Genomic DNA, 14821 nt, shown 5'->3' on the forward strand with positions numbered 1-14821 from the left:
TACCGGGAAGGAGGGAGTGACCATCTCATTAAGTATTATGTCTGAAAACTCCACCTTTTCTCCCGTCCTCACCGGCCGGGAACGTACGGCTGTCCCTGCAAAATCTCTGAGCTTCGTCGAAGGGGTATCGATGATTGTCGGTACCAATATTGGCGCGGGCGTCCTCTCTATCGCCTATGCGTCAAGCAAAGCGGGCTTTTTACCACTGCTGTTCTGGCTGGTGCTGGTGGGTAGTCTGACCACGGTGACTATGCTCTATGTCGCGGAATCCACGCTGCGCACCCGTAAACATCTGCAGCTCAGTGGATTATCGAAGCGCTACGTCGGCGGCTTTGGCGCGCTGATGATGTTTCTCTCCGTCTGCGTCAATAGCGTCGGGGCATTGACGGCGTATATGACCGGCAGCGGTAAGCTGCTGCACTCCCTGTTTGGCATCTCGCCGGCGCTGGGCAGCGTGCTGTTTTTCGTTCCGGCGGCAGGGGTACTCTACCTGGGGCTGAAGGCGATCGGCCGCGGTGAGAAATTTATCAGCATCGGCATGGTGGTGATGATCTCGGTGCTGGTGATTGCCACGCTGTTGAAAGAGACCACCCGCGTCGGCTATCTGCTCGACGGCAACTGGCTGTATATGGTTCCGGTCTTCAACGTCGTAGCATTCTGCTTCTCGGCACAGTATATCGTGCCGGAGATGGCGCGGGGCTTCGCCGACAAACCGGAAAAATTGCCTAAAGCCATCATGGTCGGCATGGCGCTGACCTTTACCCTGCTGGTGCTGGTGCCGTTGTCGGTGATCTCGCTTAACGGTCTGGACAATATCTCGGATGTGGCCACCATCTCCTGGGGGCGGGCGCTTGGCGAATGGGCCTTCTTCTCAGCCAATCTGTTTGCGCTGTGCGCGATGCTGACCTCCTACTGGGGACTGGGCGGCAGCTTCCTGACCAATATCTTCGATCAGTTCCGCCTGGGGAATGACGAACAGCCCGCACGGCGCCTGATGGTGCTGCTGGTGGTGGCGATCCCGCCGTTCGTGCTGGCCTATAGCGGCATGGTCTCCTTCGTCAACGCGCTCTATTTTGCCGGGGTGTTCAGCGGCGTCATTTTATCGATTATGCCGATCCTGATGCTCAAGGGCGCCCGCCAGCGTGGCGATCTGACCCCGGGCTGGACCTGTCCGGCCTGGATGACCCATCCGCTTATCCAATGCTTCATTGTGTTGTTGTATCTTTGCAGCGCCGCCTACGCGATAGCATCCGCGGTGGGCTACCTACCCGCAGGCTGGTAATCAGGCTCTGTTTTGCACCGCGTCCGGTTCATGCTGGCGCGGTTTTTTTATTTGTCACTTATCTGTTACATAGCCCGCAATTTAGTCGTTTCAAATTCCTCAGAATGACGGTATGTTTAGCATAGTGTGCTGCAAAAGCGCGGGCAGCCCCCGGTTGATTAGCTATCATATGCTTTTCCTATCGGTATAAACAAAATAATGCGCTAATAAACAACATCACAACAAATGCAAAAACCATAATAATGGGGAGCCTCAGGATGAATATGAAGGGTAAAGCGTTACTGGCAGGATGTATTGCCTTAGTTATGAGCAGCGCGGCGCTGGCGGAAGATATCAAAATCGCGGTTGTCGGGGCGATGTCCGGCCCGGTGGCCCAGTACGGCGACCAGGAGTTTACCGGCGCAGAGCAGGCGGTAGCGGATATCAACGCTAAGGGCGGCATCAAGGGCAATAAGCTGCAGATCGTCAAATATGATGACGCTTGCGACCCGAAACAGGCGGTAGCGGTAGCCAACAAAGTGGTCAACGACGGCATCAAATACGTCATTGGTCACCTGTGCTCCTCTTCCACTCAGCCGGCGTCTGATATCTATGAAGACGAAGGCATTCTGATGATTACCCCGGCAGCGACTGCTCCGGAGCTGACGGCGCGCGGCTATAAGCTGATCCTGCGCACCACCGGTCTGGACTCCGATCAGGGGCCAACCGCGGCGAAATACATTCTCGACAAAGTGAAGCCGCAGCGTATCGCAGTGGTACATGACAAACAGCAGTACGGCGAAGGTTTGGCCCGTGCGGTGCAGGATGGCCTGAAAAAAGGCGGGGCGAACGTGGTCTTCTTCGACGGGATCACCGCCGGTGAGAAAGATTTCTCCACCCTGGTGGCGCGCCTGAAGAAAGAGAATATCGATTTCGTCTACTACGGCGGCTATCACCCGGAAATGGGCCAGATCCTGCGTCAGGCGCGCGCCGCCGGTCTGAAAACCCAGTTTATGGGCCCGGAAGGCGTAGCGAACGTCTCCCTGTCTAACATCGCCGGCGAGTCGGCGGAAGGCCTGCTGGTAACCAAGCCGAAGAACTACGACCAGGTGCCGGCGAACAAACCGATCGTGGATGCGATCAAGGCGAAGAAACAGGATCCGAGCGGCGCCTTCGTGTGGACCACCTACGCGGCGCTGCAGTCGCTGCAGGCAGGCCTGAATCAGTCTGACGATCCGGCGGAAATCGCTAAATACCTGAAAGGCGCGACAGTAGACACCGTGATGGGCCCGCTGTCGTGGGATCAGAAAGGCGACCTGAAAGGCTTTGAGTTCGGGGTCTTTACCTGGCATGCGAACGGTACGGCGACCGACGCCAAATAATTTAACCGGCGCCTTTCACGCTGCAAATGCGTTGTCTGACCCCGGTCGCGCTGCGCTTACCGGGGCTACAGTCGCCAGGTAGCCCGGCTAAGCGAAGTGCCGCCGGGTTCTTCCTTGGTCATGCTCCGCTTATTGGGGCTACGGCTTAATGCTTTTCCCAACCATTCTGCTGGGCGCTAAAGCCGAGCGCCTGCATAAAGGCCGCCATCACGCCGCGGTCCTCCACCCCATGGTCGGCGACGCGCCAGCAATTGATCGCCGGGTTATCACGCAACGTCTCTTCCACTAAGTATTGTCCGACGCCGCGGCGGCGGGTCACTTCACGCACGCACAGATCGCTGAGCTCACCTTCGACGCCGCGCAGGGTAACGCGCACGGCGCCCAGCAGGCGCTCGTTAAAGCGGGCGGCGTAGAGACGATGGTTTTCATCAAGGGTCAGCGTCGACAGATCCTGCGACGGCCAGATTTTCCCCAGATCAATGCGATCCTGATCGCTGAAGTGCTGTAAACGGATAATGGTCAGTTTCATGGGCGGCAAATCCAGTGCAAAACAGAGGCGCCAGTGTACCCAAAATTGCTGTCTGGCGGAGCGCTGTTTTTTGCGCGTACATCAGGGGATTCGTTTTCCTGGCGTTGTCAGGGTAGCGCAATCCGTCATGGATCGAAAAATAAGCAGAATTTTAACCTAATGTGCAGCGTTTTATTCCGCCTTATGTTCGTTATTTTATGCTGCAGGATGGACTTTTTTTTGTTTATCTTCACCAAAATACAGAATATTATCTTTGCTTAATCGACTGAAAAATAGAGGTTTTAATCTGTTTTTTAGTGAAAAACTGCGCTAAACCATTAAACTCAATGGTAAAAATGGCGTTGTTTAATAAAAGCACAGAATGCTTTTTAACCATAAAAATACAAAACATTTACACCACATCACGAACGGGGTTCTGCAGCATGAAAAGGAACGCGAAAACCATCGTCGCGGGCATTGTCGCATTAGCGATGTCGCACGCGGCGATGGCCAAGGATATTAAGGTCGCCGTGGTCGGCGCGATGTCGGGTCCAGTGGCCCAGTGGGGCGACATGGAGTTCAATGGCGCGCGTCAGGCGATTAAAGACATCAACGCCAGCGGCGGCATTAAGGGCGACAAGCTGGTGGCCGTCGAATATGACGACGCCTGCGATCCGAAGCAAGCGGTCGCGGTGGCCAACAAAATCGTCAACGACGGCATTCAGTACGTTATCGGCCACCTGTGCTCCTCTTCCACCCAGCCGGCTTCCGACATCTATGAGGATGAAGGCATCCTAATGATCTCCCCCGGGGCGACCAACCCGGAGCTGACCCAGCGCGGATACCAGTACATCATGCGTACCGCCGGCCTCGACTCCTCGCAGGGGCCGACCGCGGCGAAATATATCGTCGAGAAAGTCAAACCGCAGCGTATCGCCATCATTCATGACAAGCAGCAGTACGGCGAAGGGCTGGCGCGTTCGGTGCAGGACAACCTGAAGAAAGCCGGGGCCAACATCGTCTTCTTCGATGGCATCACCGCGGGGGAAAAAGATTTCTCCGCCCTGCTGGCGCGCCTGAAGAAAGAGAACATCGACTTCGTCTACTACGGCGGCTACTACCCGGAAATGGGCCAGATGCTGCGCCAGGCGCGCTCCGTCGGGTTGAAAACCGTGTTTATGGGGCCGGAAGGGGTCGGCAACGCCTCGCTGTCCAATATCGCGGGCGCCGCGGCGGAAGGCATGCTGGTGACAATGCCAAAACGCTACGATCAGGACCCTGCCAACAGCGCCATCGTCAACGCGCTGAAAGCGGAGAAGAAAGATCCGAGCGGACCGTACGTCTGGATCACCTATGCCGCCGTTCAGTCGCTGGCGCAGGCGATGGACAGAACCGGCAGCCAGCAGCCGCTGGATTTAATCAAAGATTTGAAAGCGCACGGGGCGAAAACCGTGATTGGGCCGCTGACCTGGGATGAAAAAGGCGATCTGAAGGGATTTGAGTTTGGTGTCTTCCAGTGGCACGCCGACGGCTCTTCGAGCGCGGCGAAATAAGCGCTGAAGACGAGTTATCCCTCCGCCTGCGAACCGCGGGCGGTTTGAAAAAGGTTACCTTATGTCCGAGCAGTTTCTCTATTTTCTGCAGCAGATGTTTAACGGCGTCACGCTGGGCAGTACCTATGCGTTGATCGCCATCGGCTATACGATGGTGTACGGCATTATCGGCATGATCAACTTCGCCCACGGCGAGGTCTATATGATTGGCAGCTATGTCTCCTTCATGATCATCGCCGCGCTGATGATGATGGGCATTGACACTAGCTGGCTGCTGGTCGCCGCCGGATTCGTGGGCGCCATTGTGATTGCCAGCGCCTACGGCTGGAGCATTGAGCGCGTGGCCTATCGGCCGGTGCGTAACTCCAAGCGCCTGATTGCGCTGATCTCCGCCATCGGGATGTCTATCTTCCTGCAGAACTACGTCAGCCTGACCCAGGGCTCCCGCGACGTGGCGCTGCCGAGCTTGTTTAACGGCCAGTGGGTCGTCGGCCACAGCGACAGCTTCTCCGCGACGATCACCACCATGCAACTGGTGATCTGGGTGGTGACCTTTATCGCCATGCTGGCCCTGACGCTGTTTATTCGCTACTCGCGGATGGGGCGCGCCTGCCGCGCCTGCGCGGAAGATCTGAAAATGGCCAGCCTGCTCGGGATTAACACCGACCGCGTCATTGCCCTGACCTTTGTCATCGGCGCAGCGATGGCGGCGGTGGCCGGCGTGCTGCTGGGGCAGTTCTACGGCGTGATTAACCCCTACATCGGCTTTATGGCCGGGATGAAGGCGTTCACCGCCGCCGTGCTCGGCGGGATCGGCAGTATCCCTGGCGCGATGATCGGCGGCCTGATCCTGGGTATTGCCGAGGCGCTCTCTTCCGCCTATCTCAGCACCGAATATAAGGACGTCGTTTCCTTCGCGCTGCTGATTCTGGTGCTGTTAGTGATGCCGACCGGCATTCTGGGCCGCCCGGAGGTGGAAAAAGTATGAAACCGATGCAAATTGCAATGGCGCTGCTCTCTGCCGTGATGTTCTTCATTCTGGCGGGCGTCTTTATGGGCGTGCAGCTGGAGCTGAACGGCACCAAACTGGTGGTCGATACCGCCGCCGATATTCGCTGGCAGTGGATCTTCATCGGTACCGCGGTGGTCTTTTTCTTCCAGCTGCTGCGGCCGCTGTTCCAGAAAGCGGTTAAGAACGTCTCCGGGCCGAAATTTATTATGCCGGCGATTGACGGGTCGACGGTGAAGCAGAAGCTGTTCCTGATCGCCCTGCTGGTGATTGCCGTGGCCTGGCCGTTTATGGTGTCGCGCGGCACGGTGGATATCGCCACCCTGACGATGATCTATATCATCCTCGGCCTCGGGTTGAACGTGGTGGTCGGCCTTTCCGGCCTGCTGGTGCTGGGCTACGGCGGGTTCTATGCCATCGGCGCGTATACCTTTGCGCTGCTGAACCACTATTACGGTCTCGGCTTCTGGACCTGTCTCCCGCTGGCCGGCCTGGTCTCCGCGGCGGCCGGTTTCCTGCTGGGCTTCCCGGTGTTGCGTTTGCGCGGCGATTACCTGGCGATTGTGACCTTAGGCTTCGGCGAGATCGTGCGCATTCTGCTGCTCAACAATACCGAGATCACCGGCGGGCCGAACGGCATCAGCCAGATCCCGAAACCGACCTTCTTTGGCCTCGAATTTAGCCGCAGCGCCCGCGAAGGCGGCTGGGATACCTTCAGCAACTTCTTCGGCGTCAAATACGATCCCTCCGACCGGGTGATTTTCCTCTACCTGGTGGCGTTGCTGCTGGTAGTGCTCAGCCTGTTCGTCATCAACCGCCTGCTGCGAATGCCGCTGGGCCGGGCGTGGGAAGCGCTGCGTGAAGATGAGATCGCCTGTCGTTCGCTGGGCCTGAGCCCGACGCGCATCAAGCTGACCGCCTTTACCATCAGCGCCGCGTTTGCTGGCTTCGCCGGCACGCTGTTCGCCGCGCGCCAGGGCTTCGTCAGCCCGGAATCCTTTACCTTCGCCGAGTCAGCCTTTGTGCTGGCGATCGTCGTGCTGGGCGGGATGGGCTCGCAGTTCGCGGTGATCCTCGCGGCTATTCTGCTGGTGGTCTCGCGCGAGTTGATGCGTGACTTCAACGAATACAGCATGTTAATGCTCGGCGGCCTGATGGTGCTGATGATGATCTGGCGTCCGCAGGGGCTTCTGCCAATGACGCGCGTGCAGTTGAAGCTGAAAAACGGTCAGGCGAAAGGAGAGCAGGCATGAGTCAGCCATTATTATCCGTAAGCGGCCTGATGATGCGTTTCGGCGGTCTGCTGGCCGTCAACAATGTGTCGCTGGAGCTCAGAGAGCGCGAGATCGTCTCGCTGATCGGCCCCAACGGCGCCGGGAAAACCACCGTCTTTAACTGCCTGACCGGTTTTTACAAGCCCACCGGCGGCACTATTCTGCTGCGCGACCAGCACCTGGAAGGGCTGCCGGGTCAGCAGATTGCGCGGATGGGCGTGGTGCGGACCTTCCAGCACGTGCGCCTGTTCCGCGAAATGACGGTGATTGAAAACCTACTGGTGGCGCAGCATCAGCAGCTGAAAACCGGGCTCTTCTCCGGCCTGCTGAAAACGCCGGCCTTCCGTCGGGCGCAGAGCGAAGCGCTGGACAGGGCCGCCACCTGGCTGGAGCGTATCGGCCTGCTGGAGCATGCCAACCGTCAGGCCAGCAACCTGGCCTACGGCGACCAGCGTCGGCTGGAGATTGCCCGCTGCATGGTGACCCAGCCGGAAATTCTGATGCTCGATGAACCGGCGGCGGGGCTTAACCCGAAAGAGACCAAAGAGCTGGACGAGCTTATCGCCGAGCTGCGTAACCATCACAACACCACCATCCTGCTTATCGAACACGATATGAAGCTGGTGATGGGCATTTCCGATCGCATCTACGTCGTGAACCAGGGAACACCGCTGGCCAACGGGACGCCGGAAGAGATTCGTAATAACCCGGACGTGATCCGCGCATACCTTGGTGAGGCATAAGATGGAAAACGCGATGTTAACTTTTGACAACGTCAGCGCCCACTACGGCAAGATTCAGGCGCTGCACAACGTCAGCCTGCATATCAAACAGGGCGAGATCGTCACGCTTATCGGCGCCAACGGCGCGGGGAAAACCACCCTGCTCGGCACGCTGTGCGGCGACCCGCGCGCCTCCAGCGGGCGCATTGTCTTTGACGGTAAGGATATTACCGACTGGCAAACCGCGAAGATCATGCGCGAGGCGGTGGCGATCGTTCCGGAAGGGCGGCGCGTCTTTTCGCGTATGACGGTGGAAGAGAACCTGGCGATGGGCGGTTTTTTTGCCGACCGCGATCAGTTCCAGACCCGCATCAAATGGGTGTATGAGCTGTTCCCGCGTCTGCATGAACGCCGTATTCAGCGCGCCGGCACCATGTCCGGCGGCGAGCAGCAGATGCTGGCGATCGGTCGCGCCCTGATGAGCCAACCGCGCCTGCTGCTGCTGGATGAACCGTCGCTGGGGCTGGCGCCGATTATCATTCAGCAGATTTTCGACACCATCGAGCAGCTGCGCGAGCAGGGAATGACGATCTTCCTGGTTGAGCAGAACGCCAACCAGGCGCTGAAGCTGGCCGACCGCGGCTATGTGCTGGAGAACGGCCACGTGGTGCTGGAGGACACCGGCGACGCGCTGTTGGCCAACGAGGCGGTGCGCAGCGCCTATCTCGGCGGTTAATTCATCGCAACCCGGCGTCGTTCACTTCGCCGGTTTGTAGCCCGGGCGAGGCGCTTGCGCCGACCCCGGGAGCCGATCGCACGAATACATTTAAAAGAGCCTGTTGGCTCTTTTTTTGTACATGTATGTTGTACAATAAAAGAGTACAGCTTTGGAGGTTTTTATGAGAACGGTTAACTATAGCGAAGCCCGGCAAAATCTGGCCGATGTGCTGGAAAGCGCAGTGACAGGTGTACCTGTGACCATTACCCGTCGTGGGCATAAATCTGCAGTCATCATTAGTGCAGAAGAGTTTGAACGCTACCAGGCGGCCAGAATGGATGATGAGTTCGCGGCTATCATGGCGGTTCATGGTGATGAGATCAGGGAGCTTGCGGATAAATGACGCTGCAGATTATCTCAGCGGAAGAGATAATACAGTTTCACGACAGGCTGCTCCGCGTCACGCCTGGCGTTGCCGGTATGCCCGATCCGGGGCGTGCCGAAGCGATAATGTATAGGGTGCTAAACAAAATTGAATATGAAGGTGTGACAGACGTGTGGCGACTCGCTGCGATGCATCTGCTGGCGATTTCTCGCGGTTATATATTTAATGATGGTAATAAGCGTACGGCACTGTTTATCACCCTGCTTTTTTTAAAGCGAAATGGAATTATATTGCCAGCGAATCCAGACTTCGTCGGCATGACCGTCGAGGCAGCAGCAGGGCAACTTACCCTGGAACAGATTGTCGCGCGTTTGCGTGGATGACGGTTAACTCGTTGCAACCCGGCGGCTTTGCCGGTTTGTAGCCCGGGCGAGGCGCTTGCGCCGACCCCGGGAGCCGACCGCACGAATATTATCCGTGTCTCAGCTCCCACTTTACTTCCCCCGTCCTTTCATCGGCTTGTCATCTCTCTGACCCGTTACTATCTTTTTTTTGTAATAAAAAAGTTATTTTTCTGTAATTCGAACATGTCATGTTACCCCGCGAGCATAAAACGCGTGAAATCGCGCATCCGGCACAACAAGAGAGATAACCGATGATATCGTTACGACATACAGCTTTAGGACTGGCGCTGAGCCTGGCTTTTGCCGGTCAGGCCCTGGCGGTTACCACCATCCCATTCTGGCACTCAATGGAAGGCGAGCTGGGTAAAGAAGTGGATTCTCTGGCGCAACGCTTTAACGCGGCCAATCCTGATTACAAAATCGTTCCGGTATACAAAGGCAACTACGAGCAGAGCCTGAGCGCCGGTATCGCCGCCTTCCGTACCGGCAACGCGCCGGCTATCCTGCAGGTGTATGAAGTCGGCACCGCCACCATGATGGCGTCAAAAGCCATTAAGCCGGTCTACCAGGTGTTTAGCGAGGCGGGCATCAAGTTTGATGAATCGCAGTTCGTACCGACGGTGGCCGGGTATTACACCGATTCGAAAACCGGCCATCTGCTCTCCCAGCCGTTTAACAGCTCTACCCCGGTGCTCTACTACAACAAAGACGCCTTCAAAAAAGCCGGCTTAGATCCGGATCAGCCGCCGAAGACCTGGCAGGATCTGGCGGCCTATACCGCGAAGCTGAAAGCCGCCGGGATGAAGTGCGGCTACGCCAGTGGCTGGCAGGGCTGGATCCAGATTGAAAACTTCAGCGCCTGGCACGGTCTGCCGGTGGCCACGAAGAATAACGGCTTCGACGGTACCGACGCGGTTCTTGAGTTCAACAAGCCGGAGCAGGTGAAGCATATCGCGCTGCTCGAAGAGATGAACAAGAAGGGCGATTTCAGCTACTTCGGGCGTAAAGACGAGTCTACCGAAAAGTTCTATAACGGCGACTGCGCCATTACCACTGCCTCGTCCGGCTCGCTGGCCGATATCCGCCAGTACGCCAAATTTAACTACGGCGTCGGCATGATGCCTTACGATGCCGACGTGAAAGGCGCGCCGCAGAACGCCATCATCGGCGGGGCCAGCCTGTGGGTGATGCAGGGCAAAGACAAAGAGACCTACACCGGCGTGGCGAAGTTCCTCGACTTCCTGACCAAACCGGAAAACGCCGCCGAGTGGCACCAGAAAACCGGCTACCTGCCGATCACTACCGCGGCCTACGATCTGACGCGTCAGCAGGGCTTCTATGATAAGAACCCGGGCGCCGATATCGCTACCCGCCAGATGCTGAACAAGCCGCCGTTGCCGTTCACCAAAGGTCTGCGCCTGGGCAACATGCCGCAAATCCGCACCATCGTCGATGAAGAGCTGGAGAGCGTGTGGACCGGCAAGAAAACCCCGCAGCAGGCGCTGGATTCCGCCGTGCAGCGCGGGAACCAGCTGCTGCGTCGCTTCGAGCAAGCGACCAAATCGTAATCTGTAACTTGCCCGGTGGCGCTGCGCTTACCGGGCCTACGATGTGCCCTATGTAGGCCGGGTAAGGCGTAGCCGCCACCCGGCATTGTTCAGGAACCCAATCTCAATGTCATCATCCCGTCCGGTATTCCGCTCGCGCTGGCTGCCCTATGTGCTGGTCGCGCCGCAGCTGATTATCACGTTGATTTTCTTTATCTGGCCCGCAGGCGAAGCGCTGTGGTACTCGCTGCAGAGCGTCGATCCCTTTGGCCTTTCCAGCCAGTTCGTCGGCCTGGATAACTTCGTTGCGCTGTTCCACGATCCGTACTACCTGGACTCGTTCTGGACCACCATAAAATTCAGCGCCCTGGTGACCGTCAGCGGCCTGCTCATTTCACTGTTTTTCGCCGCGCTGGTCGACTATGTGGTGCGCGGCAGCCGCTTTTATCAAACGCTGATGCTGCTGCCGTACGCCGTGGCCCCCGCCGTCGCGGCGGTGCTGTGGATCTTCCTCTTTAACCCCGGGCGCGGGCTGATCACCCATTTCCTCGGCGAGCTGGGCTATGACTGGAACCATGCGCAGAACAGCGGCCAGGCGATGTTTCTGGTGGTCTTCGCCTCGGTGTGGAAGCAGATAAGCTACAACTTCCTGTTCTTCTTCGCCGCGCTGCAGTCGATTCCGCGTTCGCTGGTTGAGGCCGCCGCCATCGACGGCGCCGGACCGATTCGTCGCTTCTTTAAGCTGGCGCTGCCGCTGATTGCGCCGGTGAGTTTCTTCCTGCTGGTGGTCAACCTGGTTTATGCCTTCTTCGACACCTTCCCGGTGATCGATGCCGCCACCGCTGGCGGCCCGGTGCAGGCGACCACCACTCTGATCTACAAAATCTATCGCGAAGGTTTCGCCGGGCTCGATCTATCCGCTTCCGCCGCGCAGTCGGTGGTGCTGATGTTCCTCGTCATTATCCTGACGGTGGTGCAGTTCCGTTACGTTGAAAGTAAGGTGCGTTACCAATGATTGAGAACCGTCGCGGGCTGACGATTTTCAGCCACACCATGCTGATCCTGGGTATCGCCGTCATTTTATTCCCGCTGTACGTCGCCTTCGTGGCGGCGACGCTGGATAACAAATCGGTATTTGAAACGCCGATGACGCTGATCCCCGGCGGACATCTGCTGGAGAACATGAAGACCATTTGGGTGAACGGCGTCGGCGTCAACAGCGCGCCGTTCTGGCTGATGATGCTCAACAGCTTCATCATGGCGTTCGCCATTACGGTCGGCAAAATCGTGGTGTCGATGCTTTCGGCGTTCGCTATCGTCTGGTTCCGCTTTCCGCTGCGTAACCTGTTCTTCTGGATGATCTTTATCACCCTGATGCTGCCGGTCGAGGTGCGTATTTTCCCGACGGTGGAGGTGATCGCCAACCTCAACATGCTCGACAGCTATGCCGGGTTAACGCTGCCGTTGATGGCTTCGGCCACCGCTACCTTCCTGTTCCGCCAGTTCTTTATGACCCTGCCGGACGAGCTGATTGAAGCGGCGCGTATCGATGGCGCTTCGCCGATGCGCTTCTTTCGCGACATCGTGCTGCCGTTGTCGAAAACCAACCTCGCCGCGCTGTTCGTCATCACCTTTATCTACGGCTGGAACCAGTATCTGTGGCCGTTGCTGATTATTCAGGATGTGAATCTTGGCACCGCCGTCGCCGGTATTAAAGGCATGATCGCCACCGGCGAAGGTACTACCCAGTGGAATCAGGTGATGGCGGCGATGCTGCTGACCCTGATCCCGCCGGTCGTCATCGTTTTAGCCATGCAGCGCGCGTTTGTGCGCGGCCTGGTCGATAGTGAGAAATAAAATGGCTGGTTTAAAACTACAGGCAGTAAGCAAAAGCTGGGATGGCAAAACCCAGGTAATTCAACCGCTGACGCTGGACGTGGCGGACGGGGAATTTATCGTTATGGTCGGCCCGTCGGGCTGCGGGAAATCAACGCTGCTGCGGATGGTCGCCGGACTTGAACGGGTGACCAGCGGCGATATCTGGATCGATCGTAAACGGGTGACCGAGATGGAGCCGAAGGATCGCGGCATCGCGATGGTGTTCCAGAACTATGCCCTTTATCCGCATATGAGCGTGGAAGAGAACATGGCGTGGGGGCTGAAGATTCGCGGCATGGGTAAGGGATTGATCGCCGAGCGGGTGCAGGAGGCGGCGCGCATTCTTGAGCTGGATGGTCTGCTCAAGCGCCGCCCGCGGGAACTGTCCGGCGGCCAGCGCCAGCGCGTGGCGATGGGCCGCGCCATCGTGCGTGATCCGGCGGTATTCCTGTTCGACGAACCGTTGTCAAACCTCGACGCCAAGCTGCGCGTGCAGATGCGTCTGGAACTGCAGCAGCTGCATCGCCGCCTGAAAACCACCTCGCTGTACGTCACCCATGACCAGGTGGAGGCGATGACCCTCGCCCAGCGGGTGATGGTGATGAACAAAGGCGTTGCCGAGCAGATCGGCACCCCGGTGGAAGTGTATGAGAAGCCAGCCAGCCGCTTTGTGGCGAGCTTTATCGGCAGCCCGGCCATGAACCTGCTGGAAGGGCGCATCAGCGATGACGGCGGTCGCTTTGAGCTGGCGGGCGGCATGCAGCTGCCGACGAATCATGAGCACCGGCGCCACGCTGGGCGTAAAATGACGCTCGGTATCCGTCCGGAGCATTTTATCTTAAGCTCGCAGGCGCAAGGTGGTATTCCGCTGCTGATGGACACCCTGGAAATTTTAGGTGCCGATAACCTCGCTCACGGGCGCTGGGGCGAACAGAAGCTGGTGGTCAGACTGCCGCACCAGCAGCGCCCGGCGGCAGGCAGCACGCTATGGCTGCATCTGCCTTTGGAACATCTGCACCTCTTTGATGGTGAAACAGGACAACGCGCATGAGTAACTGGCCTTATCCCCGCATCGTCGCCCATCGCGGCGGCGGTAAACTGGCGCCGGAGAACACCCTGGCGGCTATCGACGTCGGCGCCCGCTACGGGCACACGATGATTGAATTTGACGCCAAGCTGTCGAAGGACGGGCAGATCTTTCTGCTGCATGACGATAATCTCGAACGCACCAGCAATGGCTGGGGCGTGGCGGGCGAGCTGGCGTGGGACGATCTGCTGAAGGTCGATGCCGGTAGCTGGTTCAGCCGTGAATTTAAGGGCGAGCCGCTGCCGTTGCTCTCCCAGGTGGCGGAGCGCTGCCGTCGTCACGGCATGATGGCGAATATCGAAATTAAGCCGACCACCGGGCTGGGGCCGCAGACCGGGAAAGTGGTGGCGCTGGCCGCGCGCGATCTATGGCAAGGCATGACCGCGCCGCTGCTCTCCTCTTTTGAAATCGACGCCCTGGAGGCGGCGCAGGAAGCCGCGCCCGAGCTGCCGCGCGGGCTGCTGCTGGATGAGTGGCGCGATGACTGGCGCGAATTGACCACCCGGTTGGGCTGCGTGTCGATTCACCTCAATCACAAACTGCTGGATGCGGCGCGGGTGGCGAGCCTGAAACAGGCCGGCCTGCACATTCTGGTGTACACGGTCAATAAACCCCAGCGCGCCGCCGAACTGCTGCGCTGGGGCGTAGACTGCATCTGCACCGATGCCATTGATGTCATCGGGCCGAATTTCCAGTCTTAAGACGGATTTGCGGCGGACGACCTTTACGGATTAGTCTGCCGCAGCATCCCACCGTTGTTATTTGGCCGCACCTGCTGCGGCGCATTCAGATTGCCGCCCTGGGCCGCACGCTGCTGATTAGTCTGCAGCTGGTTTTGCAAATGCTGCTGCTGCGAGCGGGTCTGATTGTTCAGATCCTGCTTCAGCATGCTTTGCTGCTGCTGTTGCTGCACCTTCATCTCATTTTGCATGCGCTGCTGGCTGGGGACCACGTAACCCGGCTGGTTAGGGTTGTTATTAATATTGATCGGCTGGGCTAATACGCCAAGCGGCATCAGCGCCGCCAGAAACAGAATCGCTTTCATGGTTTTCTCCTCCCGTGCGTGGGATCACTTAAGTGTACCTCGAATCTG

General features: G+C 58.1%; 16 protein-coding genes. 14 read left to right on the forward strand and 2 right to left on the reverse strand.

Features of this window, described 5'->3' with window-relative positions; genetic code table 11:
- Positions 1-37 precede the first annotated feature (37 nt).
- Both HMPREF3140_RS10840 and livJ read left to right on the forward strand, forming a co-directional pair.
- Complete coding sequence (locus HMPREF3140_RS10840; protein ID WP_070552987.1) at positions 38-1282, forward strand: aromatic amino acid transport family protein; 1245 nt, start codon at positions 38-40, stop codon at positions 1280-1282.
- A gap of 257 nt (positions 1283-1539) precedes the next feature.
- On the forward strand, positions 1540-2643 hold the full coding sequence (livJ, locus tag HMPREF3140_RS10845) for a branched chain amino acid ABC transporter substrate-binding protein LivJ (RefSeq protein WP_002920812.1): 1104 nt from the start codon (positions 1540-1542) through the stop codon (positions 2641-2643).
- Positions 2644-2788: 145 nt separating this feature from the next.
- On the opposite strand, the gene panM is transcribed toward livJ, so the two are convergent.
- The gene (gene panM, locus HMPREF3140_RS10850) at positions 2789-3172 is read right to left on the reverse strand and encodes an aspartate 1-decarboxylase autocleavage activator PanM (RefSeq protein ID WP_032412526.1); all 384 of its coding nucleotides are present in this window, start codon (positions 3170-3172) and stop codon (positions 2789-2791) included.
- 422 nt (positions 3173-3594) lie between these two features.
- On the opposite strand from panM, the gene livK reads away from it, so the two are divergent.
- The 12 genes from livK (at position 3595) to ugpQ (ending at position 14429) form a co-directional block, all read left to right on the forward strand.
- Positions 3595-4704 (forward strand): high-affinity branched-chain amino acid ABC transporter substrate-binding protein LivK, encoded by a 1110-nt coding sequence (gene livK / locus HMPREF3140_RS10865; protein ID WP_002920808.1) that lies wholly within the window; start codon positions 3595-3597, stop codon positions 4702-4704.
- A gap of 61 nt (positions 4705-4765) precedes the next feature.
- Positions 4766-5692 (forward strand): high-affinity branched-chain amino acid ABC transporter permease LivH, encoded by a 927-nt coding sequence (gene livH, locus HMPREF3140_RS10870; RefSeq protein ID WP_002920807.1) that lies wholly within the window; start codon positions 4766-4768, stop codon positions 5690-5692.
- The gene (gene livM, locus HMPREF3140_RS10875) at positions 5689-6966 is read left to right on the forward strand and encodes a branched chain amino acid ABC transporter permease LivM (protein ID WP_004174005.1); all 1278 of its coding nucleotides are present in this window, start codon (positions 5689-5691) and stop codon (positions 6964-6966) included. The genes livH and livM overlap by 4 nt, the downstream gene beginning before the upstream one ends.
- Entirely contained in the window at positions 6963-7730 is a 768-nt protein-coding gene (gene livG / locus HMPREF3140_RS10880; protein ID WP_002920803.1) for a high-affinity branched-chain amino acid ABC transporter ATP-binding protein LivG, read from the forward strand. The genes livM and livG overlap by 4 nt, the downstream gene beginning before the upstream one ends.
- 1 nt (position 7731) lies before the next feature.
- A complete protein-coding gene (gene livF / locus HMPREF3140_RS10885; RefSeq protein ID WP_004145133.1) occupies positions 7732-8445 on the forward strand; it encodes a high-affinity branched-chain amino acid ABC transporter ATP-binding protein LivF in 714 nt (237 codons plus the stop codon).
- A 163-nt stretch (positions 8446-8608) separates the two neighbouring features.
- Positions 8609-8830 carry a type II toxin-antitoxin system Phd/YefM family antitoxin gene (locus HMPREF3140_RS10890; RefSeq protein WP_004174006.1) on the forward strand — a complete coding sequence of 74 codons (222 nt, stop codon included), beginning with the start codon at positions 8609-8611 and terminating at the stop codon, positions 8828-8830.
- Positions 8827-9195, forward strand: coding sequence for a type II toxin-antitoxin system death-on-curing family toxin (locus HMPREF3140_RS10895; protein WP_021312828.1), 369 nt, complete (start codon positions 8827-8829; stop codon positions 9193-9195). Before HMPREF3140_RS10890 ends, HMPREF3140_RS10895 begins: the two co-directional genes overlap by 4 nt.
- A 272-nt stretch (positions 9196-9467) precedes the next feature.
- The gene (gene ugpB / locus HMPREF3140_RS10900; RefSeq protein WP_002920796.1) at positions 9468-10784 is read left to right on the forward strand and encodes a sn-glycerol-3-phosphate ABC transporter substrate-binding protein UgpB; all 1317 of its coding nucleotides are present in this window, start codon (positions 9468-9470) and stop codon (positions 10782-10784) included.
- Positions 10785-10890: 106 nt separating this feature from the next.
- Positions 10891-11778, forward strand: a complete 888-nt coding sequence (gene ugpA / locus HMPREF3140_RS10905) for a sn-glycerol-3-phosphate ABC transporter permease UgpA (protein ID WP_002920792.1) — start codon at positions 10891-10893, stop codon at positions 11776-11778.
- Positions 11775-12620 carry a sn-glycerol-3-phosphate ABC transporter permease UgpE gene (ugpE, locus tag HMPREF3140_RS10910; protein ID WP_004145129.1) on the forward strand — a complete coding sequence of 282 codons (846 nt, stop codon included), beginning with the start codon at positions 11775-11777 and terminating at the stop codon, positions 12618-12620. The genes ugpA and ugpE overlap by 4 nt, the downstream gene beginning before the upstream one ends.
- Position 12621: 1 nt before the next feature.
- Positions 12622-13692 carry a sn-glycerol-3-phosphate import ATP-binding protein UgpC gene (locus tag HMPREF3140_RS10915; protein WP_004150074.1) on the forward strand — a complete coding sequence of 357 codons (1071 nt, stop codon included), beginning with the start codon at positions 12622-12624 and terminating at the stop codon, positions 13690-13692.
- The gene (ugpQ, locus tag HMPREF3140_RS10920; RefSeq protein ID WP_032412524.1) at positions 13689-14429 is read left to right on the forward strand and encodes a glycerophosphodiester phosphodiesterase; all 741 of its coding nucleotides are present in this window, start codon (positions 13689-13691) and stop codon (positions 14427-14429) included. The genes HMPREF3140_RS10915 and ugpQ overlap by 4 nt, the downstream gene beginning before the upstream one ends.
- A 23-nt stretch (positions 14430-14452) precedes the next feature.
- Here the strand turns inward: ugpQ and HMPREF3140_RS10925 are convergent, their stop codons facing one another.
- The gene (locus tag HMPREF3140_RS10925; protein WP_004185983.1) at positions 14453-14773 is read right to left on the reverse strand and encodes a DUF2756 family protein; all 321 of its coding nucleotides are present in this window, start codon (positions 14771-14773) and stop codon (positions 14453-14455) included.
- Positions 14774-14821: the final 48 nt, after the last annotated feature.

Origin of the sequence: Klebsiella sp. HMSC16A12, assembly GCF_001808265.1 — a bacterium.
In the GTDB taxonomy this organism is placed as follows: Bacteria; Pseudomonadota; Gammaproteobacteria; order Enterobacterales; family Enterobacteriaceae; genus Klebsiella; species Klebsiella pneumoniae.

What these genes read in the sequence shown, in the direction of transcription:
- HMPREF3140_RS10840 (WP_070552987.1), top strand. Translation starts at nt 38, where the DNA reads ATGTCTGAAAACTCCACCTTTTCTCCCGTCCTCACCGGCCGGGAACGT.
- livJ (WP_002920812.1), top strand. Translation starts at nt 1,540, where the DNA reads ATGAATATGAAGGGTAAAGCGTTACTGGCAGGATGTATTGCCTTAGTT.
- panM (WP_032412526.1), bottom strand. Translation starts at nt 3,172, where the DNA reads ATGAAACTGACCATTATCCGTTTACAGCACTTCAGCGATCAGGATCGC.
- livK (WP_002920808.1), top strand. Translation starts at nt 3,595, where the DNA reads ATGAAAAGGAACGCGAAAACCATCGTCGCGGGCATTGTCGCATTAGCG.
- livH (WP_002920807.1), top strand. Translation starts at nt 4,766, where the DNA reads ATGTCCGAGCAGTTTCTCTATTTTCTGCAGCAGATGTTTAACGGCGTC.
- livM (WP_004174005.1), top strand. Translation starts at nt 5,689, where the DNA reads ATGAAACCGATGCAAATTGCAATGGCGCTGCTCTCTGCCGTGATGTTC.
- livG (WP_002920803.1), top strand. Translation starts at nt 6,963, where the DNA reads ATGAGTCAGCCATTATTATCCGTAAGCGGCCTGATGATGCGTTTCGGC.
- livF (WP_004145133.1), top strand. Translation starts at nt 7,732, where the DNA reads ATGGAAAACGCGATGTTAACTTTTGACAACGTCAGCGCCCACTACGGC.
- HMPREF3140_RS10890 (WP_004174006.1), top strand. Translation starts at nt 8,609, where the DNA reads ATGAGAACGGTTAACTATAGCGAAGCCCGGCAAAATCTGGCCGATGTG.
- HMPREF3140_RS10895 (WP_021312828.1), top strand. Translation starts at nt 8,827, where the DNA reads ATGACGCTGCAGATTATCTCAGCGGAAGAGATAATACAGTTTCACGAC.
- ugpB (WP_002920796.1), top strand. Translation starts at nt 9,468, where the DNA reads ATGATATCGTTACGACATACAGCTTTAGGACTGGCGCTGAGCCTGGCT.
- ugpA (WP_002920792.1), top strand. Translation starts at nt 10,891, where the DNA reads ATGTCATCATCCCGTCCGGTATTCCGCTCGCGCTGGCTGCCCTATGTG.
- ugpE (WP_004145129.1), top strand. Translation starts at nt 11,775, where the DNA reads ATGATTGAGAACCGTCGCGGGCTGACGATTTTCAGCCACACCATGCTG.
- HMPREF3140_RS10915 (WP_004150074.1), top strand. Translation starts at nt 12,622, where the DNA reads ATGGCTGGTTTAAAACTACAGGCAGTAAGCAAAAGCTGGGATGGCAAA.
- ugpQ (WP_032412524.1), top strand. Translation starts at nt 13,689, where the DNA reads ATGAGTAACTGGCCTTATCCCCGCATCGTCGCCCATCGCGGCGGCGGT.
- HMPREF3140_RS10925 (WP_004185983.1), bottom strand. Translation starts at nt 14,773, where the DNA reads ATGAAAGCGATTCTGTTTCTGGCGGCGCTGATGCCGCTTGGCGTATTA.